Below are 21,221 nucleotides of genomic sequence, written 5' to 3' on the forward strand. Positions count from 1 at the left end.
GTAGATCAGGGAGCGGGCCTGGGCCTCCGCGCGGGCGGGGTCGGTGGTGAGCGGGGTGGCGAGCCACCCGTCGGGCCGCACGCGGGCGGCGCCGGCGAGTGGCCCGGCCAGTGCTGTGCTCATGCTGCGGTGCCCTGGGTGTGGCCGAGCGCGGTGAGGCTGTGCTCATAGCAGCGGGCGGCCAGGTCGGGACGCTGGTGCTCGCCGTAGACCGCGAACAGGGCGTAGACCGGGGAGTCGAGCGGTTCGCCGATGTGCCAGCCCTGGTACGAGCCGCCGACGACGTCCCAGATCTGAGCGCGGCCCTCGAAGACGGCGATCAGGTCCTGGTAGTAGATCTCGATGCCGAACGGGTAGAGGGCCATGGCCTCTTCGCGGCCGGTGGACTCCACCGGCTCCCACGCGGGCCCGGTGATGTTCCAGGCGTACGACTCGATGCTTCCTCCGGCGCCGGGCGGGTCGAGCAGCCGCAGCACGGCGCGGCGGGAGCCGACCGGGCCGCTGAGGTAGTCGTGGATCCCGGATGCCAGGGCGCCCATTCGGGTCGCGATCAACTCGCGGGCCATCCGGGGAAGTTCTTCGGCGAGCAGGGCCCGCGCCGTCTCCCACTGCTCTTCCGGCAGGGGCTCGGTGATCGGGGCGGGTTCCACCTGCTTCGGGTCGGCGAGGAAGGCGCGCTGCTCATCCAGGGCGCGGGCTTCGGCGTCCTGGTCGAGGTGGACCCATCCGGCGCGGGAGGTGGTGATGGGGCCGCCGCCGGGCGGAACGGTGAGCCGGTCGCCGGGGCGCGGGCCGTGCACGCGGAAGAGGTGCTGGAGGGCGCCCGCGGCCTCGGCGAGCGCCGGGTGGTCGGCGTACAGGAACGGGCCGTGCGGGCTGCGCGGGGCGGTGAACCCGTTGCCGCACAGCGCGACGTCCGGCACGCCGTCAAGCGGCTTGCAGTAGTCGATCAGCAGGCCGTTCAGGATCTCGATGCCGGACTTGCGGTTGCGGGGGCCGTCCATGCCGGGCAGGAGGTTGTTGTCGGCGCCGAGCGCCCCGTAGGGGACGGTCTGCGCGTTGTTGGACACGATCGCGAGCCGCGGCGGGTCGAGGGCGCCGTCGGTGAGCTGCTCGATGTAGAGGTCGGAGACGTCGGCGTCGACGCCGATGAACACGTCGTTGCCGGTGGTGCCGGCGAGCCGGACCAGGGGCTGGGCGACGCGCTGTTCCCAGAACAGGGTGCGGGCGCCGGCCGGGTAGAGGGTGATCTCGATGTCGCCGACCGTCAGCGGCGTGGTGTGGTCGAGGCGGTGCACGGTGAGGCCGAGGACCTCGATGGCGTCGGTGACGGCGGCCGGGGTGGTCATGCCGGTATAGACGGGGACCGTCTTCGGCAGCAGGTTCAGCGAGGGCAGGTGGAAGTGGTCCAGGTGCTCGTGGCTGAGGATCACCGCGTCCGGTGTCGGCATGCTGGCGACGTCGACGGTGCGCGGCGGCCAGATCGGGAACTTCAGGTTCCCGGCCCCGAATGCCTCGGCCAGGATCGGGTCGAGCAGTACCGTGGAGAGGCCGTCGGTGAGGTGCCACGTCTGGTGGCCCAGGAATGTCAGCTCCAGCCCGGCGGGAGCGGCCATGGTGCTTCTCCTCTACATGGTCGTGGGACGTATGGGCGGAGCGGCCGGGGACGGTTCCAGCGTCCCCGGCCGCCGTCATGTCATCAGCCGTGAAGCGTCACCGGTGGTACGTGGTGGGCGCGTGGCTGGTGGCACCGGTCGCGGCGAACGCCTTCACGCGGCGCTGCAGTGCGCGCACCGCCTGGGGCGTCACCTTCGCTGTGGTGCTCTTCGTCGTTTCGCTCATCGCGGTCCTCCTCTCCCGGTCCTCGGCCCCCGCCCCTGCTGGCGGGGATCTTCTGGGAGTACAGCTCAACTGTTCGACCAGGGACAGGAGTTGGGTGTAGTCCCGCTGTAGTCCCGCGCCACGCGCAGTACGCTTTTGGTCACGCAGGATGATGGGATTACGCCGTGGACGACCTGATCCGCCATCCCCTCGCGCACGCCCGGATCGAGCGGGGATGGAGCCAGTCCGAGCTCGCCCGTGAGATCCGACGTGCTGCGCTTGGGCGCGGGCTGCGCTCCGGCGCTGAGCGGCAGCGGATCTGGAAGTGGGAGAACTACCGCGCCGTCCCCGACGCGGACTCCCAGATGTTCCTCGCCGACGTGTTCGAGATCGACCAGGGTCTCGTGACGGCCCTCGGCTGGCCCTATTGGCTGCCGGGCCGTGACAGCTCTCTACCGCTCGGGCCGCACAGCACCGTTCCTGCTCTTCGAGAGGCCCTGCGAACTTCCATGGACCGCCGCACCTTCCTGACCTACAGCACCGCCGCACTGGCTGGCCTCGCCCACGAGTGGGCCTCCAGCGAGCCCCAGGCCCTGGCCAGCGCCCTGGACGGCAAACCCGTCGACGCCGAACTCGTCGACCTGCTGGAAGCCACCGGCACGAAGCTCACGAGCCTCGTCACCGAGCAGCGCCAGCACACCCGTACGCTCCTCGACGCCCACCTGACGACCGTGACCGACCTGATCGACGGCCGGAACTACACCGAGCCCGTCGGTCAGCGTCTGCACGCCCTGGCCGCGCGCCTGTCCTCCACCGTCGGCTGGCACCGCTTCGACCAGGGCAAACACGCCGCCGCTGGCCGTTTCTGGCACGGCGCCCTGCACAGCGCGCACGAATCCGGGGACCGGGACCTGGGTGCCGGGATCCTCTCCGACCTCGCCTACCAGGCCACGTGGCTGGGCGAGCCGAAGGACGCAGCGGGCATCCTGCAGAGCGCCATCGTCCACACCCGGCACTCCGCCGCCCGTTCCCTGCTGCACCTGCGGCTCGCACGGGCCCAGGCCGCGCTCGGAGAAGACCGCGCCTGCCACCGCTCCCTGACGATGGCCGAGGCCGAACTGGGCGCCGCCAGCGGCGAGCCGTCACCGGCCTGGTGCACCTGGATGTCGCCCGCCGACCTCCTGGTGGACTCCGGCCAGTGCCTGCTCGACCTCGGCCAACCCGAGCGGGCCCACCAGCTGATCGGCGAAGGGATGCTGCTGCTCCCCGGTGCCCGGGACAAGACCCGCGCAGTGTTCCTGACCTACGAAGCCGGCAGCTTCCTCCAGGTCGGCGAAGCCGATCACGCTGCAGCCGCCGCCAAGGAGTCGCTCCGGCTCGCCAACCGGATCGGTGCCCCTCGCTGCGTCACCCTTGTCCACGATCTGCTGCCCGGGTTCAGGAAGTACGCCGGAGCGGAAGGTGTCGACGAACTCCTCGAACTCGCACGGGCCAGCTGACATCTTGTTTGCTGATGACCTCGCCGTGCTGTCGGGCAGGGAATGCCTCGTCGAGCATGGGAGACACCTGACGCCTCCACCGCTTCCAGTCCAGGTATCCGCTGAGCCAAGCGGTGTCAGATTTTGCGGCCGACTCCGCAGAGCACCGCAACGTCGGTGGTGGGCCACGGGTTCGGTTCGGGCCGCCATTGTGAGGTGGGCACCACGCCGGGCTCTACGAGGGTCAGACCGCTGAAGTAGGCGGCGATCTGTTCTGGGCTGCGGTTGGTGTAGGGATGAGGACTGCCGCTGTTCTCGTTGTACTGACGGACAGCCTCGTTCCGTTCCACGTTAGTGGTCGTGCCGTCGTTGACTACGAGATAGCTGCCAGAGGGCAGAGCGTCCAGCAGGCGCTTCAGTGCCTCCAGCGCCTCGTCGTAGTCTGGGACGTTGCCTAGGATCCCCAGCATCATCAGTCCGATGGGGCGGCTGAAATCCAGCGTCTTGGCGGCTCCCGCCAGGATCCGGTCCGAGGCTCGTACGTCGGCATCGATGTAGTCGCAGGCTCCCTCGGGGTGGCTGGCCAGCAGGGCCTGGGCGTGCACGAGCACCAGGGGATCGTTGTCGACGTAGACGATCCGCGACTCCGGCGCTACCCGCTGGGCGACTTCGTGAGTGTTGTCGGCGGTCGGCAGGCCCGTGCCGATGTCGAGGAACTGCCGGATGCCAGCCTCACCTGCAAGGTAGCGGACAGCACGTGCCAGAAACGCCCGGGTGTGACGGGCGTCGTCAACGATGCCCGGGAACACCTTCATCACTTGGTCTCCGGCTGCGCGGTCGACCTCGTAGTTGTCCTTGCCTCCAACCCAGTAGTTCCATATCCGCGCCGAATGCGGCACTGAGGTGTCGATCTTGGCTAGCGCCTGCTGTGCTGGGTCGCCATCTTTCACGGAGAACACCCTCCCGACGTGCGTCCAGTAGTTCTCGCCCAACTTACTGTCAACAGGCGCTGGCTCTCAGCGAGTTCATGACCCGATGCGTACGGGGCCGCACCGCAGCCGGTCCAACTCCGCCATCCGGGCCCTCTGACCGCTGCCATCCCACCGAGGCGCTTTGACAGCGAACTCAGCCGTGTGGGGTGACACACTGAAGCCACCGCTCGTCGCGGGCCGAGAGGTTTCCGGCCGCCTTCACCCCATGAGGGAGCCCACGAGGGTCAGTACCACTCCGGCGCCCACTGGCGGCGGTCAGTGGGAATTCCCCAGCGGCGGCCACTTGGCGGGGAGCTATCTGGCCACCGGTGGTCACTCTGCGTTCCCGGATGGTTCGTCGTTCTTGATCGGTCCCGGCGGCAGCTAGGGCCTGGCTCCGGTGGCACCTGGATGGGCTTGTTGCACATGCCGTAGCGGCATGTGGTGGGGTCGGGGCACCACAGCACGAAAGGCTCTGTCTGCGATGTACCCCTCCCTCACGCCTCCCCGGCAGGTCAAGATCGGTGATGCCGCTGCGTTCGCCGGGATCACCCCACGCGCCATCCGCCACTACCACGAGATCGGTCTGCTGCCGGAGCCCGAGCGCGGCGGGGACGGCCGCCGCCGCTACGGCTATGACGACATGACCCGCCTGCTGTGGATCCGCAAGATGGCTGATGCCGGTATCAGCCTGGACGACATGCGGGCCGCCTTCGGCGAAGCCCGGGACGAAGCTGGAGACGAAGCCCTGGACCAAGCCCCGGATATCGAGTCGGTCCTGAGCAGGCTGGAGGAAACCTTGGCGGCGCAGGAGGCCGCCATCAAACGTCGGCGCGCGGCTGTCCAGCGCCTGCAGGCGGTGGGCAGCCCGCTGGGGCTGCTCTCCGAACTGGTCACGGACCGGCTCAGCCACCTGCCCCGGGGAGCGTTGCGTCCCTCCGATCTGGACGCCCTGCTAGTCGCGGAACGGATCTTCGGGCCGCTGGGCGCCGCCATCCAGGCCGGCACGTTCATCGTGCTGGCCACCCACCCCGACCTGCGGGCCGAGGAGGACCGTATTGAGGCGGCCGAGGCCGCTCTCGACGACGGCGTCGAACCCGACGACCCGCGCGTCGAAGAGCTCGCCGTACAGCGATGCGCTCACCTAATGGCCCTGAATCAGGCCATCGAGGCAGCTGGTCTCGACGCGGCCGAGGAGAAGATCTTCGAGATCTACGACGCCGACCTGATGACTGCCGCCACAGCGATCACCAAGATGCCTTACGACTTCTCTCCTGCCCGGATGCGCTGCATGGAACTCGCCGGACGGCTCTTCGGCGAGGCCCTTGCCGACGCCCACTCCGCGGACAGCTGATCGCCTGTGCCTGGCACTGACGTGGCCCGACAACCGGTCGCGTTCATCCGCATGTGACCGATCGGGTCAGACGTCGAGCCCGGGCCGTAACCAAGAGTGACATCACAACTGGCCGTACGTGGGGATTCCGAACTGGCCGCTGACAGCCCACGCACCACAGACCGATGGCCTCCTGGGCCAAGCTGTCGGTTCCAAGTCGGAATGTCCCGTTCCGTTGTGACGACCTGGGATTTTCCGTCTTGTCTCGTTCACGGGCCACGGCAACCAGTCTCACGATCTTGTCCCCTGCGCTCCGGCCACGGCACAGGCTGACCCGGTTAGGCGTGAAGTCCGCTCCGGCGAGGATAGGGATGGAGGTGAGATCACCGAGCGGGCTGTATCCAGTACCGCTGATAGCGCGGCGACCGCTTTGTTGCGAACACGAGCCCGCAGTACATCGCATGCAAGTGCGCGCACATCATCTCAAAACCCTCTCGGCGGGCCAGCTCTTGCCGCTCGTAGGCGTACCGCTCTCGCAGGCGGTGGTACAGCTCCAGACAGGCGTCCAGCGCCTGCTGTGCCGTGCAACCGGTGAGCCGCTGGTGCACCACGACGGCGTTGAGTCGCGCGCCGGCCTCGCTCATCTCCCTCGGGGCACCGACGATGTCGTTGGCCAGCCGCATCAGATCCGCGTTCAGGCGCATGAACTCCTGTGCCTCAGCCGCGTCCAGCATCCGCGTATACGCTCCTCCGGCGCCTGCCGCCGTCAGCTCTACACCCAGCTGCTGACCGGCACCGTGCATGTACTCCAGGTATGCCTCCACCGAGGCCGACGGCGCGCAGGGTCCACGCGCCCATTCCGCCTCCGCCCGCGCCGCGCGCGCAACCCGCTGGGCGGAAGCAGTCGGCAGCGTCTTCAGCAGCCGTTGCAGTCCGTGAGCGTTGGCTTCGTCCAGTGCCGCGGCGCCGTCTGTGTCGCCTTCGTCGATCCGGTCGTCGCGGGCCACAACCGTCACCAGGAACTGAGTCGAAGCGCACAGCGTGTCCCGGCTCATGAGCGGCCAGCCGCAGGCAGCGATGATGCCGAGGTCCTCCTCCAAGAGCACTTCCCGCTCGGCAGTGGACAGGTTCGGGCAGGTGGCTATGAACTCCTCGGCGGCCCGGGCGGCGGCCGGGTAGTGAGGGTTGATCCGTGCCTCGGGTTCATCGGGAAGGTCTGGATAGCGCATTCCGTGCGGGCCCGCAGCGCCCGCCGCGGGCGGCATCACCGGTTCCTCCACACAATGTCATGGACCAGCGTGGCGAGTGCTTGTTTCCCCATCGATGGCAGTCGTGCTGCGGCGAGTGCCTGCTCTGTCTCCCGCGCCAGGCTGCCGATGGTGTCCTCGACCTCGGCCACCGCCCCGCTTTGGTTTATCAGCGCACGTACTTCCTGCGCGGCGGCATCGTCGTCGCGGCCTGATGTGTACAGGGCCAGCAGACGGGCGCGGTCGTCGCCGTGGAGGCGCTCCAGGGCCGTGCAGGCCAGCAGCGTGGGCTTGCCGTCGCGCAGGTCGTCGCGGTCCGATTTTCCGGTCAGGTGCACGTCTCCGAACATGCCCAGCAGGTCGTCGCGGAACTGGAATGCAGTGCCAATGCGGGCGAGGGGCGTCTCCATCTGTTGGACGATCGTCCGGCCGCCCGGGGCGCGTACAGCGCCGACATTGAAGGAATAGGCGGTGACGGTGCCGGTCTTGCGCATGGCGATCTGCCACGCCGTGTCAGGAGTGAGGGTGTTGGTGGCTTGGGCGTACAGCTCGTGAACTTCCCCGGCGAAAGCGCGGTACATGGAGCGGGAGAACCAGGCCAGGCAGGCTTGGGCGCCAGCGGGGTCCAGGCCCGTAAAGGAGCGCGCCAGGGTGTCGTAGGCCCAGCCGAAGACGACCCCTCCGAGGGAAAGGGCGGTGGCGGTGCCGAAGTGGGCTGCCGGTCCACGCCAGGCGTTCTTGGCATGCAGGTCCGCCGTGGCCTGGTGCAGGGAAGCCTGGCCGCGGCGCAGTGCGGAGTTGTCGACGATGTCGTCCTGGAGCAGGCAGGCAGCCTTGAACAGTTCGACGGCGGCGCAGGCGTCGAAGATGGTTTCGTCGTCGTCTCCGCCGGCGCAGAGCCATCCAGCGTGGCAGAAGCGGCCGTGCAGGAGTTTGCCGCCGGTCGAGCACAGCGTGGCGGTGCGGTCGATGAGGGGGCGGTCAGCTTCGCAGGCGGTGTCTGCGGTCAGGCGCGTGAGGTGCTCGTCGAGCCGCTCGGCGATCCGGGCGCGTACGGTGTCGGGGTCGGTCATGACGCGGGTCGCTGGTAGTCGGCGAACGGGTAGTTCATCTTCAGCGGACCGGAGCGGTAGGCGGCGAGGAAGGGGGCCTCAACGCCGGTCTTGTGCGCGGAGACGCTGCGCAGCTCCCCCTCGGGAAGGACCCATCCGTCGAGACTGCCGGGAAGCGGCTCCTGAACCATGTCTGTGATCCCTTCGTATGGTGAGCCGAAGCGCGGTTACGCAGGTGGGCCTGTTCACCGCCCGGAGACCGAGTCCCATTCACCCGATGGGCAGCGTCGGATCCGATTCCCGAGCGAAGGTCGACGCACCTCTGCCGAGTTCATGTATCGCGGTGGGTGATCAGGTGAGCCAGGGCGTTCAGATCCCGGATAGCGGCTGGGAGCAGCTCGCAGTCGGACAGCGCGAGCAGCGCCAACTGCAGTTCCGATACATATGGGTGGCTGAATGACGGCCGCCCGCTTGGTCGACGGAGTGACCAAGCGTGGAATCGTGATCCCTGCCAGGTCTGCGAGCGCGTATGTCGCGTTTGCCATCCTGATCCCCTTACTTCCCGACTCCTGCAGGCTAGCTACCCGCGTCCGAGAGACTCTTGCGCGCGGCGATGCGGATGTAGTTGACACGGTCGCTGCGGTAGCCGTTGAGGTAAGACGCCTCAACTCCGGTGGCCAGTGCCGATTGGCTACGCAGTTCCCAGTACGGGGTGGCCCGGCAGGTGAGGTCGTCGACCTGGTAGGGGATCAGTCCGGCCTGGAGCAGGGCTCGTAGATATTCGTCGCGTCGGTGGGTCTGGCGGTAGTGCGCGTCGATGGCTGTGGCTTCATCGGAGTGCGGTGCGAGGGCGTCGTTGCGGCACCAGCTCAGCAGGACATACCGGCCGCCGGGCTTGAGCAGACGGGAGAACTCGGCGAATGCCTCGTCCAAGTCGGCGTACATCGTCGTCTCGTTGGTGACCACGTAGTCGAAGTGCGCGTCGGGGAAACCAGTGCCGATCATGTTCCGGTCGTGGAAATGGACCCGGTCAGCGCAGCCGTGCTTGTCGGCCTGGGCGCGCGCGAACTGGTTCTGGTACGAGGAGAAGTTGACGCCGTCGATCTGGCAGCGGAAGGCATGATGGAGCAGGAAGGCGGTGCCGCCGCGGCCCGAGCCGGCGTCGAGCAGTCGTGCCTGGGGGGAGACGTTGCCCAGTGCCTGGATGATGGTGTCGACCTGCCGGGTCTCCATTCGGTGGATCTCGGCCCCGATGGCTCGCTCTCGTGCATAGCCGTCCAGGGCCAGGATGCTGCGGTCGAAGTCGCCGACCGCGAAGTGGTGGTGGTAGAACCCGTCGACATGCCCCAGGTCGAGGTTGAGGGCGTCGTCGCGTTTGGTGTGGTAGTAGGCGAAGACCTCGCGTTCGAAGGCGTTGCGGTGCAGGGGCGATGGCGTGTCGGTGTGCGCGGTCATCGTCACGCTCCCTTGGGGTGTCGGTCAGTGGTTGCGCTGGATGATCGCGTGTGCCAGGGCGCGCAGTTCTGACCGCGGTTGCGGAGCAGGGGCGGCGCTGTCCAAATGGCCGAAGGCTTTGGCCAGCCAGCTGGTCGCCTGTTGCTCGGCCCAGGCCCGTCCGCCGGCCTCCTGCACCAGCCGCGCTGCCCGGGTGATTTCATCGGGCCCCAGCGGGCCTTCGTGCTGGTAGAGATCAGCCAGTTGCCGGCCCGCCGGGGTGGCTGAGTTCAGGGCGGCCACCACCGGCACGGTCTTCTTTCGGCTGGTCAGATCGGAAGCTGCGGACTTTCCGGTGACGGAGGGGTCGCCCCAGATGCCGAGCAGGTCGTCGGTAATCTGATAGGCCAGCCCCAGGCATTCGCCGAACGACCGCAGGGCCTCGACCCGTTCCATGTCATCACTGGCCATGCGGGCGCCCATCGCACAGGCTGCGGGCCCTTCGGCGGTCTTGTCTACCGTCATGGCCATGCACTCGTCCATGCTGACAGCGGGGCGCTCCGCGTAGGCGAGGTCGGCGTCCTCGCCCTCGATCAGCTGCAGAACTGCGCCTTGCAGGATGCGCGTGCAGGCCAGAGCGCCACGCTCATCGACTGCGGTCAGCTGCTGCAAGGCCAGCATCAGCAGGGCATCCGCCGCCAGCAGCGCGTTCGAGGTGCCGAAGGCTTTCCAGGCCGTGGGGCGGTGGCGCCGCAGCACGTCACCGTCCATGATGTCGTCTTGTACCAGCGCCCAGTTGTGCAGCAGCTCGGATGCTGCCGCGGCGGGCACGCCCTGACCGGCCTCGCCACCCAGGGCCTGGCAGCACAACAGCCCTAGGGTCGGCACCAATACCTTCCCGGACTCTGCCTTGATGACGCGGCCGTGGGCGTCCCACCAGCCAAATTGGTAGCCGACGACGCGGCGTACCCGCGCAGGCAGCCGGTCGACCTCGTCCCGTAGCAGCGGCCCGATGAGCTGCCGTGTGTGGATCAGTACCCGGTCTGTTGTCCGGGCCGGCGGCGGGACAGGTGAGGGGCGATGTGCGGGGCGCGGCGGGGTCATCGTGGTTTCTCCGCGGGCTGCAGCGGCATGACACACATCACCGGCCGCAGACGCTTACCGCCCGCCGCCAGGCCGGACGCGGCGGTGACCTCTGCCAGGCGAGGACTGCGGTTGCCAGCCCCGGCTTCGCGCTCGGCCGACGCACCCAACCAGCTACAGCCGGCGTTACTCGTCGGCCGGGTACCGGGTCTGGCGAGCGACGGCCGGTGGTGTGGGTGCTCGGACGTGGCAGCCATGACGGTCACGTCCTCTGCTCGCCGGTCCACTCCGGCTGGTAGTCGCACATGACCATGAAGTAGTTGAGGATGTTGTTGCCGAATGCCCTCAGGAACGGCTCCTCCACACCGGTGCGGTGATCCGACTCGCTGCGCAGCTCCCAGTAGGGCAGGACATCCTTGGCACGGTCCTCGATGCGCCGCGGGACGAGCCGGTTCTGCAGCATGGCGTCGAGAGCATTGGCACGAAGCTGGATACAGGTGTAGTAGTTCTTGTCGATTGCCGACACTTCGGCCCCCTGCCGGGCGGCGATGTCGTCAGCGGTCCACTCGACGAATACGAACCGGCCGCCGGGCTTGAGTACGCGGGCGACTTCCTCGCACAGCTCGTACATGGACTCCAGGTGCATCGCCGCCTCGTTGACGTAGACGGCGTCGTAGTGATCGGCAGGACGACCGGTGGACGTCATGTTGCCGACGTAGAAGGCGACCCGGTCGGTGATGCCGCGCTGGCGGGCCACGCTGTTGGCGTGCTCGACGCGGAAGGGGGAGAAGTCCACCCCGTCCACGTGGCAACCGAAACGCTCATAGGCATGAAAGGCGGTGCCGCCCCTGCCGCAGCCAGTGTCCAGCAACCGGGCGTTGGGGGAAATGTCCCCGCAGAGGGCGAGGACTTCCTGCGACTGAATGTTTTCCAGCCGGTGGAGTTCCCGCAGGATGGCCCGCTCGCGCGCGGGCCCTTCAAGGTCGAGGACGGCGCGGTTGAAAGGCACGACGGAGAAGTGGGAATGCACGTAATCGTCGTCGCCCGCGGCGATGTTGATCGTGTCGGCCCTCTTGTACTCGTAGTACGCGTAGGTGTTGGCCTCTTGGTCGCTGTGGACCTGAGGCGACTCGATGCGGACCGCACCGGATTCGACGGCCGCGGGCAGAGCGGTCTCCCACACCAGTTTCAGCCACTCCCCGTAGACGTTGCCCTCGCTGGGGTTGGCGAGTTCCTTGGTCAGCTCGTCGACAGGAATCCAGCGGACCTCGTCGATCTCCTCGGGGTCGGGGCGCGGGGTGCCGTTGTAGAAACCGATCAGGACGTGGTCGTACTCCTCCTCCGTGTAGGCCCCACCGGGCTCGGTGATGCGGTACTCGACGTGACCGACCTCATGGACCTCAACCCCCGAGGCGCCCAGCTCTTCAAAGATGCGCCTCTGCCCGGCGGTGGAGAGAGTCTCTCCGGGAAAGGGATGTCCGCAGGTGGAAGGGCCCCATTGCCCGGCGAAGCGGAGCTTGCCAGCTGCACGGCGCTGGATGAGGGCGTTGCCCTTGCCGTCGAACAGCATGGCCGAGAAGGCGCGGTGGCGTTTCCCAGGGTTCCGATGTGCGTCCTCGACGGTGGCGGTTCCGGTGGTGTTCCCGTTGGCGTCGACAAGCTCGACGGTCAGGTTCTCGCGGTCACGCTGAGACATCTCTACTTCTTCCTCCATCGTGAGGTTGAACGCTTCCGACAGAAGCGCATCGACAAGCTGCGCTTCGGGGACAGCGGCGATGCCCCGACCCTTACGGCATCCCCGTCAGCACACCGCCCTCGACTACAGCTGCCACCGCGACTGCAACTCCTGACAGTTGGCGAGCCTCGGTAAGTAACATCGGCGCAGGACAGGGCCGTGGAGGCGTGCGAGACCCCAATGCCGCCCCAGACGCCCGCCCCGGCGACCGTCGCGGGCAGAAACTAACGAATCTCCCCGGCCAGAGCGGGCAACTGATGCGCCAATAGGCGGCGCACGTCTTTCCCGGCCGACTACCACATCGCAGCGGCCAGATCAGCGTCGAAACAGCAGTAATAACCAGGCGACACACCACCCTTGCCTCAGACAGCGCTCACCTAATGCCGCATGGTCCTGCCCTTCGAAGCCCTCAGCCCGTACACTCAAGGGTTTCCTGCTCCAACGCTTTTGCGAAGGGGCATACATCAATGGCGCGCGGTGGATTCTGCCCCTGGGGCGTACGGCCGCGCGCCGTCTCGAGGGTCTGCCAAACGTTCGGTGTAACTGGGGGGCAAGGGGCGAAGAAGCGGCCGGGTCGACAGCGTGCTGAACCACCAGCCCACGGATCCGCCTGGCAGCCCACGGCCCGCTCACTGGTGCGCGGTCGGCCCCTTCCCGAGCCGGTGCTGCGGACGTCGGCGTGCCCAAGAGAGGGGAGTCGAGACCCCGGCCGCGACCAGTTGGGACATCTCCACGATCATGTCGGAGAACACCGCTGCGTAGTCGAGAACGGGATCAGCACTACTACAGGCGAACGAACAGACGGAAGTTCGTCTCACGCGCTTGTCCCTTGGGCCAGAAAAGGGCCACCGTCAACGAGAAAGGGACATCGAAAATGCGAGCCTACAGCACCACATGGGATAGTGATCGATCACCGCACGGCAGGCTGCTGTAGGCGCGCAATCGGAATGTCCCGTTCTGGGGAGGCGACCTGCACGTTCTCGGCGTGTCTCATTCGTGGGCCACGGCATTCCGTCTCACGATCTTGTCCCCTCGCGCGTTGAGGGGCTTCGATGAACTGGTGGTGTGGAGTCAGCCGCCGAGCGGGAACGTCTCCCAGCTCTTCCAGGTGATGGTCTTCTCGACGTCGTCGGCGACCACGTCGACCAGGTCGATGGCGTCGATGTGAAGCGGGGCGCGGCTCGGGCGGATCCGGCGTACGCGCCGGTGGATCTGGTGCGCGCCCGCGTGGCAGCCGCATCTTCCATATCGGGTGTGGCGTGCCGGGCGTCGTCGGGCAGTCGCCGGTGTCCGGGTGCCGTCCCGGGCCGCATCACGAGAGGAATCTCTCCAGCGCAGACGCGTAGTCGTTGTCGTCGGGCTCAGTTTCCCTTTCCAGTACCTCCCCTTCGTAGTCGGCCGTCGCGATGAACCCGCACGAGACGTCGACGCCGCCGTTCACCGTCACGCTGCCGACCTTGTGGTATGTGCGCGCCTCGTACACGTCCACGCGGTACCTGCCCTGATAGTGCTCGACGAAGATGTCGTTGCTGTAGGAGCAGGACTTCACCAGGCCCGTCGGCCCCCGCCCGATCCTGTGGGAGCACCCGACTAGTTCGACAGTGTCCGGCGACTCCGTCTCGCTGCCGCGGCCGCCCGTCAGCCGCCGCGCACCCTCGGAGCTGTCAACCAGGCCGTCCTCACCCACGGTGAAGACGGCCAACGCGGACGCGCCCCTCCTGCTGTCATACCGTGCCGCTCCTTCGAAGCGTGCCCCCGCCTTCTCGCAGGCACGGGCGTAGTCCGCCACGTCGTCCGCTGCGTCGCTCACCGTGACCGGGGCGTAGTACGGCAGTGCAACCTGCCACGTCACCAGCGCCAGCAGCCCCGCGACCGCCCCGGCCGCCGCCACCTGACCGGCCACCGTCCGCCGCACCGGCCCGCGCACGGTGATGGCCCGGAAGAGATCCCGGCGCCCTGTGAACGCGCCGAGCCCCAGGGTCCGTTTCCTGTCCTCCTCGGTCCACAGCAGCTGGTCCGTGACGTTCGCCGGATAACTCCCCGTGAACCCCTCCAGCCCTGTGATCGCCTCCCACGGGATGACCTCCCTGTCCGGCCCTCGCAGCGACCACACCAGCAGTCCGCCATCGCAGACGGCCACCCAGCGCCGCGGCTGATAGCCGGGCAGCGTGGCGAACAGGACGTAGGCCGCAGCCATGCCCAGCGTCAGCAACGGCACCAGCGGGACGGCGGCCGCGGTCCAGTGGTGCCGGTCGAACACCCCCTGGACATCCATCCCGACGCACACGGCGACGGCGATCACCGCCCCTGCCGTCATGGGGAATCCCCACCGCAGCCGCTCGCGGTGCACGCGCCGTATCCGCCCCAGCCCGTCTCGCTGCACCGGCCGCATCCCCGGTCCCCTCCCACGCAGTCCGCCTCGGATCTCGGCGGGCCCGCTCGCACCATTGCCCGACGATCTCAACCGCGATGCGCGACGGGCTCCGGATCGGCTGAAATTAGGTGAGCACGATGCCGGCCGGCCGGCCCACGGCTCTACAACCCCCGCGGTGCGTCACGGATCGTACTGGGTATCCGGCGCATGAGCCGCGTGCCTCGAATATCTGGGTCCTCGAACTTGAGCGGTGGGGCTTGTCTGCTGGTCACCATCGGTGACTGGCTGGGGAGTTGAGGCACCCGGATGCGGAGCGCCCGCGGCCCCGGGTGATCATGTCTGTTCTCTAGGCAGACGGATCCGGGAGCCACGGGCGTGGTCAACGATACGACGCGGCTGCTCGGCCTCGACGGGCTGGCCGTGGAAGGGGTGGAGCGGTGTGCGGATGGCATCCGTCGGGTGCATCTGGTCACCGCGGAGACAGCGGCCCGGCCCTGCCCGGGGTGCGGGGTGTTCGCCCGGCGGGTATGCGGCAGCGCGGTCACCCGGCCGCGGGATCTGCGGTACGGCGAGCGGGGCTGGAGCTGGTCTGGCACAAGCGCCGCTGGTGGTGCGACGAGTCGGCATGCGAGCGGGCCTCGTTCACCGAGCAGGTCGGGCAGAGACCCGCCGCGGCAAGCCGCGCTGGGAACGAGACGAGGCATCGGGCCGGTGGCGACCGACACGAGATCGCTGGCACACCGGTTTCATGGACGCCGCGGACGGCGGCGGACTGCTGGGCCAGGTCGAGGGGCGGGCTGCCGCCGACGTGCTGGCCTGGCTGTCCACCGCCGAACTGGACTGGCGAGGCCGTATCCGCTTCGTCGCCATCGACATGTCGCCGTCCTACAAGGCCGCCGTGCGGCCGGAAGGCCACACTTCGCGCTCGCTGTGGCGGCGCCACGCAGCGCCGCCGATCGCGGCGTCCTGGGACGGGCCCTCAGCGGGCGGATGCGCTGCCCCACCCGCGGCCGCCGAGTGAGCCCTTGTACATGAGGCCCTGGTAGCGCCAGTCGTCGCGTACGACTCCGACGATGTCCTCCAGTGAGACGTCCCCCGCGGCGATATCCTCCGGGTTCTCGTCCATGTAGTTCACGATCGCTGCCGCTTGGCCGGCTGACTGCTGCAGGAAGGGGTGAGAACTGAACAGTGGCTCGTACCCGCGGAACTTGGCCAGCTGTTCGCGCGCGTCCTCAAACCGCTTCTCGTGCCAGTACGCGATGGACAGACTCCAGCGGACCTGGAATACGTCGTAATTGTCAACCGTCGCGCTGATCTTGCCTACGCGGTAGCCCGTCAGCACCTTCTCCAGAAGCGTGGCGACCTCGGCCCATCGCTCCTTGTCGCGGTAGAGAGCGGCCAGGTCAAGGGTGTGGCCGGTGGTGGAGGAGGCCAACGGGTCGGCCCCCTCCATGAGCTCCAGTGCCTCCTCGAAGAACCGTATCCCCTCGTCGACATGGCCCTGTGTCAGATGACACATTCCGATCAGCCTCGCCCGGCTCCCCTTGCCGAAGGGTTCTTCGTGGGTCTCATAGCCGTGCTGCGCGAGGGCCATCGCCTTGTCCTCTTCCCCGTGCACCCAGTAGCCGAAGGCGAGCATGTACTCCACGTCCGCCGCGACGGGGTCCTCGCCGGGGCTTGGGCCCAGCTCCTCGTACAGCTCCTCGAGGATGGACATGGCCTTCTCCTGGCGCCCCCTCCTGATGCATTCCGTCGCCCGCACGAAACGGCGCGTTGCGCGCGATCCGCGGTCACGGTCGGTTTTCCGAAAGATCACTGTCTCTCCCTGCGGTCAGCCGATCCCGACCTCGCCACACCAGCAAGCTGTGCAGCGGATGGTAGGGGCAAACCATCGGGAGCGGTCCCGGTTCCTGGGGGAAGGCGTCGTGGTCGGGGCGGTTCACACTGCCCACGCCTGTGGCCCCACCCTCTTGTGACAGTCTGCTTCGACAACAGGCCCGCCTCCTGCGGGCCGCTTTGGCAGTCCCTGCCGGCGCGCTGGTCCTGACGCCCGTCGCTGCGACATCTCCGCGATCAAGCGGGAGGGCGCCGCTGCATAGGACGAGACCGGGAACAGCAGCACGACGAGTGAGCCATCAGACAGAAGTACTGTCCTGTCGAGGTGGAGTTGGCAGGTCGCGGTTCGCTGACCTGCGGAGGCGCCAACTGGATTGAGAACACCGGCGGCCCTCGTTCTCAAACAACGTGGCCTTCGCGGAAGGCTCGTTCACGGTGGGCAGAAGCGCCAGGCCATGAGCAACGACACGCCCCCAGGACGAAGCAAACGCAGCCGCTCAACACGTGACGCCATGAGAATCCGCCAGTACGAACGAGAACGGGTGAGAATCCGACAGCCTGAATTGCGACAGGACAAGTACGCCTCACCGTGTTGTCCCTTGGGCCGGACACCGACAACCGGCCATCGTCAATGGGAAAGGGACACGCGAAACGGGAACTTACACCGGCTGACGAGTGTGGCCAATTCGTGTAGGTTCTCGTTTCCGATGTCCCTTGGCATGGTGCTAGAGGGCGTCTGAAAAGCCTGTCAGCGGGATGGTCTTGCGATGCGGCGTACCAGGAGCATGGCCATGGCGAGGTAGACGGCATTCTCCGAGCAGACGCGCAGGTACTCGTAGTCCTTCGACAGGCGGCGGCACCGTCCCAGCCAGGCGAACGTCCGCTCTACCACCCAACGGCGCGGGACCACCGCGAACTGGGGCACTGCTGGAGGCGGGGCCCCCACCCGAGCCCAGGTCGAGCGGAATCCACCGTCGCGGCGCTGCACGACCTCCACGGTGATGCCGGTGGCGTCCAGTGCCCAAGCGTGGAAGTCGGCGCCGCGATAGCCCTGGTCCGCCCACACGTGCCGCAAGCGCGGAGAAAGGCATCAGTAGCCCGTGCGAACAGGACTACAGCTCCGTCGCGGTCGCCGACGCTGGCCGGACTGACGCAGGTGACCAGGACGGTACCGCGGGTGTCGACGAGCAGGTGGCGCTTGATGCCGCTGACCTTCTTGCCGCCGTCGTAACCGTGCAGGCCGCCGCGCTCACTGGCCCGAACGCTCTGACTGTCCACAATGGCCGCACTGGGAGTGGGATCCCGGCCGAGCTGCACCCGCTCGCGTTCACGCAGCACCGTCAACATCCGTTCCCACACGCCATCCTGTTGCCAGCGCCGCCAGTAGTGGTAAACCGTCTGCCACGGCGGCAGGTCATGCGGCAGCAGTCTCCAAGCACAGCCGGCCCGCAGCCAGTACGACAGCGCGTTGAGAATTTCCCGCCGAGAGTGCTTCGCCGGTCGTCCACCAGGCTTGACCGCCGGAACCAGCGGACAGAGGATCTCCCACTCCGGATCGGAAAGATCCGTCGAGTAGCGGGTACGCAGCCCGCACACCCCAGCCCCCGAAAATGCGTCACCGCCCCGCTACCAGGCAACTTGCCCGCTGACAGGCTTTTCAGACGCCCTCTAGCAGCAGGTTGAGAACGGGCAGGCATGAGTGGCTTCCCAATGGAGAAGTCAAGCTTCGTAGGCTCCCGCTGCGCTGTTGTCCTTCATCTGGGCACGCAGTTGGCTGGAGGGGCAGAACTAGACTTGGTCGGCCGTCATGGCGCGGCGGACGCTCTCGCGGAGCAGGGTTCGACGCTGCTCGTGCAGTGCGGGGGGCTCCTGTGCGGTCGCCGCGTAGACATTGCTGACCGGTGACCACGCCATGGACATGGCGATCACCATGGCCATGATGTCGAACGGGTCTCCCTGGCGCACCAGACCGGCGGCCTGGGCCGTGGCGATGGCGCGCAGCTTGTGGTCGTCGAGGCGGTCGGGGTCGTCGACCAGGTGGCCGGCCGGGCGTCGCTCCAGGCGTGCCCAGGTGGCCAGTCGGATGAGGTCGGGGCGGCGGAGATACTCGTCGTAGAGGCGTACGGCCCAGTCCGCGAGGTCGGTGGCGTCGATCGGGACGACGTTCACGATCCGCTCCAGCGAGCCGAAGAAGATGGCGTCGAAGAGCCCTTCCTTGCTGCCGAAGTAGGCGTAGAGCTGCGCCTTGTTCGTGCGGGCCGCGGCCACGATCCGCTCGACGCGCGCACCGGCGATCCCGTGCTCGGCGAACTCGCGGGTCGCCACGTCGAGGATGCGTTGGTACGTCGCGGCGCCACGCGAGGTCAGGGGCTGATCGGCCATATCTTGACGCTACCAGACAGAACAGTTGGTTTGCCTACGTGGACCGGATGTGCCTACTGTGAATAGACCGAACAGTCTGTCTAAGAGGAGGCGTCATGAGGAGCACCGTTGGCTGGCAGGTGGAGGGGTCGTCGTCGACACTGCGGCGGACGCCTCTGGAACGGCGCGACCTGCGCCCCGACGACCTCGCGGTCCGGGTCGACTACTGCGGTGTCTGCCACACCGATGTGCACGCCGTCGGCGCCCGGTTCGGCGAAGGAGGCAAGCCCCTGGTGCCGGGGCACGAGTTCACGGGCGTGGTGACCGAGGCCGGCTCTGCGGTCACCCGCTTCACCGTCGGCGACCCGGTCGCGGTGGGCAACATCGTCGATTCGTGCGGCGAGTGCGCCATGTGCCGGGCCGGTCAGGAGAACTTCTGCCACGCCTTCCCGACCCTGACCTACGACGGCATCGACCGGCACGACGGATCGACCACCTTGGGGGGTTACTCCCGCGAGTACGTCGTCCGCGACCGCTTCGCCTACCCTCTTCCCGCCGGTCTGGATCCGGCCGCCGCCGCTCCTCTGCTCTGTGCCGGGATCACCGTCTGGGAACCGCTGCACGCCCTCGGTGTGAGGTCGGGGACCCGCGTCGCCGTGGCGGGTCTGGGGGGCTTGGGCCATCTCGCGGTCAAGATCGCCGTGGCGCTCGGCGCCGACACCTCGGTCATCAGCCGCTCACCGGACAAGGCCAACGACGCTCGTCGTCTCGGCGCCCACGGTCTCATCGTCTCCACGGACCCGGAACAGATGGCTGACGCCCGCGACCGGTTCGACGTCGTCATCGACACCATCTCCGCCCCGCACGACCTCGGCCCCTACCTGCGTCTGGTCGCCATGGACGGGACGCTCAGCCACCTCGGGCACCTCGGATCCATCACCGTACAGACCACCGACCTGCTCGTGGGACGCAAGAAGCTCAGCTCTGCAGGCAGCGGCGGCAGGCTTGCGACCGCCGCCCTGCTCGACTTCTGCGCCCAACACGGCATCACCGCCGACATCGAGGTGCTCCCCTCGGCGCGAGTGAACGAGGCCCTCGACCGTCTCCGGCGCAACGATGTCCGCTACCGCTTCGTACTCGACATGTCCGACCTGGGCTGAACGGCGAGGCCAGGAACCGCGGTGCCGTCCGGTGTCTCCATCTACCTGACGCACGCCCCAGCCCGGCCATCCGCAGCGGCAGGCAGGTCGCCAAGGCCCAGAACCTAGCCGGTGAGCCGGGGCGGGGCGACTTCGTAGAGGCGGCCGTCCCGGATCAGGGCCCACAGGACGTTGACTCTGCGGCGCGCGAGCGCGATCACGGCCTGGGTGTGGCGTTTACCCTCGGCGCGCTTGCGGTCGTAAAACGTCCGAGAGTTGGGGTCGTAGCGGACGCTCATCAGGGCGGACATGTAGAAGATGCGCTGGAGACCTCGGTGGTAGTGGCGGGGGCGGTGCAGGTTGCCGTTCCGCTTCCCGGAATCGTTCGGTGCTGGTGCCAGGCCGGCGAAGGCCGCGAACCGGTCCGGGCTGGCGAAGTATGCGAGGTCGTTGCCGATGGCGGCGAGGAACTCGGCGCCCAGCAGCGGACCGATGCCGGGCATGCTGGCTACGATTTCGGCCAGCTCGTGGGTTCGGAAGCTGTCCTCGATGAGCCGGTCGACCTCGGCGACCTTCTCGTTGAGGACCTGGACTTCCTCGGCAAGCGTCAGGACGAGCTGGGCGATTAGGGTCTCGCCGGGCACGGCGGTGTGCTGCCGCTCTGCGGCCTCGACAGCCTTCTTCGCGAGCCCTTCGGGGCTGCGGACGCCGCGGGCGCGCAGCCATCGGGTGAGCCGCGCGGCACCGAGGCGCCGGAGTGCTGCTGGCGTCTGGTAGCCGGCCAGCAGGACGAGCGGTCCGGCACTGGTCAGGACGAGCGCGCGTTCCAGCGCGGGAAACATGCCGGTCAGGGCGGAGCGCAGCCGGTTGATGGACCGGGTGCGGTCGCGGACGAGGTCGCTGCGGCGATTCGTCAGCAGCCGGAGCTCTATGGTGGCTTCGTCACTGGGCCGCAGAGTCTGGAGATCCCGGCGGATGCGGGCCTGGTCGGCGATGACCAGCGCGTCGCGGGCGTCGGTCTTGCCCTCGCCCCGGTAGCCATCGCTGGCCCGGTTGACCACGCGGCCGGGAATGTACAGGACATCCTGCCCGTGGTTGACGAGCAGGGCGAGTAAGAGGGCGGGTTCACCGCCGGCCATGTCCACGGCCCAGGTCACCTGGTCGCCGAGGGCGAGTACGGCGTCGACTAGCTTGAGGAGTTCTGGCTCGTCATTGCCGACGCGGCGAGACAGTAGCGCTTCGCCGCTCTCGTTGAGTACCAGGGTCGGGTAGCCGGAGCCCCTTGCGAGGCTCCGGCCCCCTCAGAACCGTGCATGCCGCTCGTCGCGGCACACGGCTCAAGCGGGCCGCGGGGGCC

The 21,221-nt window shown here is 67.9% G+C and carries 20 protein-coding genes; 5 read left to right on the forward strand and 15 right to left on the reverse strand.

Going from position 1 to position 21,221, the window contains the following annotated elements:
• Positions 1–119: 119 nt before the first annotated feature.
• Both AB0I98_RS38540 and AB0I98_RS38545 read right to left on the reverse strand, forming a co-directional pair.
• Positions 120–1,616, reverse strand: a complete 1,497-nt coding sequence (locus AB0I98_RS38540) for an MBL fold metallo-hydrolase (protein ID WP_362950026.1) — start codon at positions 1,614–1,616, stop codon at positions 120–122.
• A gap of 97 nt (positions 1,617–1,713) precedes the next feature.
• Positions 1,714–1,842 carry a hypothetical protein gene (locus AB0I98_RS38545; RefSeq protein WP_362950028.1) on the reverse strand — a complete coding sequence of 43 codons (129 nt, stop codon included), beginning with the start codon at positions 1,840–1,842 and terminating at the stop codon, positions 1,714–1,716.
• Positions 1,843–2,006: 164 nt separating this feature from the next.
• Between AB0I98_RS38545 and AB0I98_RS38550 the strand changes: the two genes are divergently transcribed.
• Complete coding sequence (locus AB0I98_RS38550; RefSeq protein ID WP_362950030.1) at positions 2,007–3,320, forward strand: helix-turn-helix transcriptional regulator; 1,314 nt, start codon at positions 2,007–2,009, stop codon at positions 3,318–3,320.
• A 116-nt stretch (positions 3,321–3,436) separates the two neighbouring features.
• Here the strand turns inward: AB0I98_RS38550 and AB0I98_RS38555 are convergent, their stop codons facing one another.
• Positions 3,437–4,249 (reverse strand): SAM-dependent methyltransferase, encoded by an 813-nt coding sequence (locus AB0I98_RS38555; RefSeq protein WP_362950032.1) that lies wholly within the window; start codon positions 4,247–4,249, stop codon positions 3,437–3,439.
• A gap of 505 nt (positions 4,250–4,754) precedes the next feature.
• Between AB0I98_RS38555 and AB0I98_RS38560 the strand changes: the two genes are divergently transcribed.
• A complete protein-coding gene (locus tag AB0I98_RS38560) occupies positions 4,755–5,624 on the forward strand; it encodes a MerR family transcriptional regulator (RefSeq protein ID WP_362950034.1) in 870 nt (289 codons plus the stop codon).
• Positions 5,625–5,986: 362 nt separating this feature from the next.
• Here the strand turns inward: AB0I98_RS38560 and AB0I98_RS38565 are convergent, their stop codons facing one another.
• The 7 genes from AB0I98_RS38565 to AB0I98_RS38595 form a co-directional block, all read right to left on the reverse strand.
• Positions 5,987–6,868, reverse strand: a complete 882-nt coding sequence (locus AB0I98_RS38565; RefSeq protein ID WP_362950036.1) for a terpene synthase family protein — start codon at positions 6,866–6,868, stop codon at positions 5,987–5,989.
• Complete coding sequence (locus AB0I98_RS38570) at positions 6,868–7,923, reverse strand: polyprenyl synthetase family protein (RefSeq protein WP_362950038.1); 1,056 nt, start codon at positions 7,921–7,923, stop codon at positions 6,868–6,870. Before AB0I98_RS38570 ends, AB0I98_RS38565 begins: the two co-directional genes overlap by 1 nt.
• Positions 7,920–8,093 carry a hypothetical protein gene (locus tag AB0I98_RS38575; protein WP_362950039.1) on the reverse strand — a complete coding sequence of 58 codons (174 nt, stop codon included), beginning with the start codon at positions 8,091–8,093 and terminating at the stop codon, positions 7,920–7,922. The genes AB0I98_RS38570 and AB0I98_RS38575 overlap by 4 nt, the downstream gene beginning before the upstream one ends.
• 385 nt (positions 8,094–8,478) lie before the next feature.
• Positions 8,479–9,357, reverse strand: coding sequence for a class I SAM-dependent methyltransferase (locus AB0I98_RS38580; RefSeq protein ID WP_362950040.1), 879 nt, complete (start codon positions 9,355–9,357; stop codon positions 8,479–8,481).
• Positions 9,358–9,381: 24 nt separating this feature from the next.
• Positions 9,382–10,440, reverse strand: a complete 1,059-nt coding sequence (locus tag AB0I98_RS38585; RefSeq protein WP_362950041.1) for a polyprenyl synthetase family protein — start codon at positions 10,438–10,440, stop codon at positions 9,382–9,384.
• A gap of 241 nt (positions 10,441–10,681) precedes the next feature.
• Positions 10,682–12,115, reverse strand: a complete 1,434-nt coding sequence (idi, locus tag AB0I98_RS38590; RefSeq protein ID WP_362950043.1) for an isopentenyl-diphosphate Delta-isomerase — start codon at positions 12,113–12,115, stop codon at positions 10,682–10,684.
• Between the two features lie 668 nt (positions 12,116–12,783).
• Positions 12,784–12,972: a hypothetical protein gene (locus AB0I98_RS38595; RefSeq protein ID WP_362950044.1), complete on the reverse strand. Its 189-nt coding sequence runs from the start codon at positions 12,970–12,972 to the stop codon at positions 12,784–12,786.
• Between the two features lie 221 nt (positions 12,973–13,193).
• On the opposite strand from AB0I98_RS38595, the gene AB0I98_RS38600 reads away from it, so the two are divergent.
• Entirely contained in the window at positions 13,194–13,322 is a 129-nt protein-coding gene (locus tag AB0I98_RS38600) for a hypothetical protein (RefSeq protein WP_362950046.1), read from the forward strand.
• Positions 13,323–13,466: 144 nt separating this feature from the next.
• On the opposite strand, the gene AB0I98_RS38605 is transcribed toward AB0I98_RS38600, so the two are convergent.
• A complete protein-coding gene (locus AB0I98_RS38605; protein WP_362950048.1) occupies positions 13,467–14,537 on the reverse strand; it encodes a hypothetical protein in 1,071 nt (356 codons plus the stop codon).
• A gap of 616 nt (positions 14,538–15,153) precedes the next feature.
• Between AB0I98_RS38605 and AB0I98_RS38610 the strand changes: the two genes are divergently transcribed.
• The gene (locus tag AB0I98_RS38610; RefSeq protein ID WP_362950050.1) at positions 15,154–15,549 is read left to right on the forward strand and encodes a transposase; all 396 of its coding nucleotides are present in this window, start codon (positions 15,154–15,156) and stop codon (positions 15,547–15,549) included.
• Here the strand turns inward: AB0I98_RS38610 and AB0I98_RS38615 are convergent.
• The 3 genes from AB0I98_RS38615 to AB0I98_RS38625 all read right to left on the reverse strand — a co-directional run bounded on the left by AB0I98_RS38615 (position 15,508) and on the right by AB0I98_RS38625 (position 18,746).
• Positions 15,508–16,245, reverse strand: a complete 738-nt coding sequence (locus AB0I98_RS38615) for a tetratricopeptide repeat protein (RefSeq protein ID WP_362950051.1) — start codon at positions 16,243–16,245, stop codon at positions 15,508–15,510. The genes AB0I98_RS38610 and AB0I98_RS38615 overlap by 42 nt on opposite strands.
• Before the next feature lie 867 nt (positions 16,246–17,112).
• Positions 17,113–17,951, reverse strand: a protein-coding gene (locus AB0I98_RS38620) for an IS5 family transposase (RefSeq protein ID WP_362950059.1) whose coding sequence is annotated in 2 segments (ribosomal slippage) — positions 17,113–17,445 and positions 17,448–17,951 — 837 coding nt in all. Because the reading frame shifts where the segments join, the coding sequence is not laid out codon by codon here.
• A 201-nt stretch (positions 17,952–18,152) separates the two neighbouring features.
• A complete protein-coding gene (locus tag AB0I98_RS38625) occupies positions 18,153–18,746 on the reverse strand; it encodes a TetR family transcriptional regulator (protein WP_362950052.1) in 594 nt (197 codons plus the stop codon).
• 95 nt (positions 18,747–18,841) lie between these two features.
• Between AB0I98_RS38625 and AB0I98_RS38630 the strand changes: the two genes are divergently transcribed.
• The gene (locus AB0I98_RS38630; RefSeq protein WP_362950054.1) at positions 18,842–19,885 is read left to right on the forward strand and encodes an NAD(P)-dependent alcohol dehydrogenase; all 1,044 of its coding nucleotides are present in this window, start codon (positions 18,842–18,844) and stop codon (positions 19,883–19,885) included.
• Between the two features lie 104 nt (positions 19,886–19,989).
• Here the strand turns inward: AB0I98_RS38630 and AB0I98_RS38635 are convergent, their stop codons facing one another.
• Positions 19,990–21,126, reverse strand: coding sequence for an IS110 family transposase (locus AB0I98_RS38635; RefSeq protein WP_362950061.1), 1,137 nt, complete (start codon positions 21,124–21,126; stop codon positions 19,990–19,992).
• Between the last annotated feature and the right edge of the window lie 95 nt (positions 21,127–21,221).

It is taken from the genome of Streptomyces sp. NPDC050211, assembly GCF_040656035.1.
GTDB lineage: Bacteria > Actinomycetota > Actinomycetes > Streptomycetales > Streptomycetaceae > Streptomyces.

Excerpts from the sequence above, each read along its gene's own strand:
- AB0I98_RS38615 (WP_362950051.1), bottom strand. The coding sequence starts at position 16,245 with ATGTCCATCCTCGAGGAGCTGTACGAGGAGCTGGGCCCAAGCCCCGGC.
- AB0I98_RS38630 (WP_362950054.1), top strand. The coding sequence starts at position 18,842 with ATGAGGAGCACCGTTGGCTGGCAGGTGGAGGGGTCGTCGTCGACACTG.
- AB0I98_RS38610 (WP_362950050.1), top strand. The coding sequence starts at position 15,154 with ATGCGAGCGGGCCTCGTTCACCGAGCAGGTCGGGCAGAGACCCGCCGC.
- AB0I98_RS38565 (WP_362950036.1), bottom strand. The coding sequence starts at position 6,868 with ATGCCGCCCGCGGCGGGCGCTGCGGGCCCGCACGGAATGCGCTATCCA.
- AB0I98_RS38545 (WP_362950028.1), bottom strand. The coding sequence starts at position 1,842 with ATGAGCGAAACGACGAAGAGCACCACAGCGAAGGTGACGCCCCAGGCG.
- idi (WP_362950043.1), bottom strand. The coding sequence starts at position 12,115 with ATGTCTCAGCGTGACCGCGAGAACCTGACCGTCGAGCTTGTCGACGCC.
- AB0I98_RS38560 (WP_362950034.1), top strand. The coding sequence starts at position 4,755 with ATGTACCCCTCCCTCACGCCTCCCCGGCAGGTCAAGATCGGTGATGCC.
- AB0I98_RS38625 (WP_362950052.1), bottom strand. The coding sequence starts at position 18,746 with ATGGCCGATCAGCCCCTGACCTCGCGTGGCGCCGCGACGTACCAACGC.
- AB0I98_RS38575 (WP_362950039.1), bottom strand. The coding sequence starts at position 8,093 with ATGGTTCAGGAGCCGCTTCCCGGCAGTCTCGACGGATGGGTCCTTCCC.
- AB0I98_RS38540 (WP_362950026.1), bottom strand. The coding sequence starts at position 1,616 with ATGGCCGCTCCCGCCGGGCTGGAGCTGACATTCCTGGGCCACCAGACG.
- AB0I98_RS38585 (WP_362950041.1), bottom strand. The coding sequence starts at position 10,440 with ATGACCCCGCCGCGCCCCGCACATCGCCCCTCACCTGTCCCGCCGCCG.
- AB0I98_RS38570 (WP_362950038.1), bottom strand. The coding sequence starts at position 7,923 with ATGACCGACCCCGACACCGTACGCGCCCGGATCGCCGAGCGGCTCGAC.
- AB0I98_RS38580 (WP_362950040.1), bottom strand. The coding sequence starts at position 9,357 with ATGACCGCGCACACCGACACGCCATCGCCCCTGCACCGCAACGCCTTC.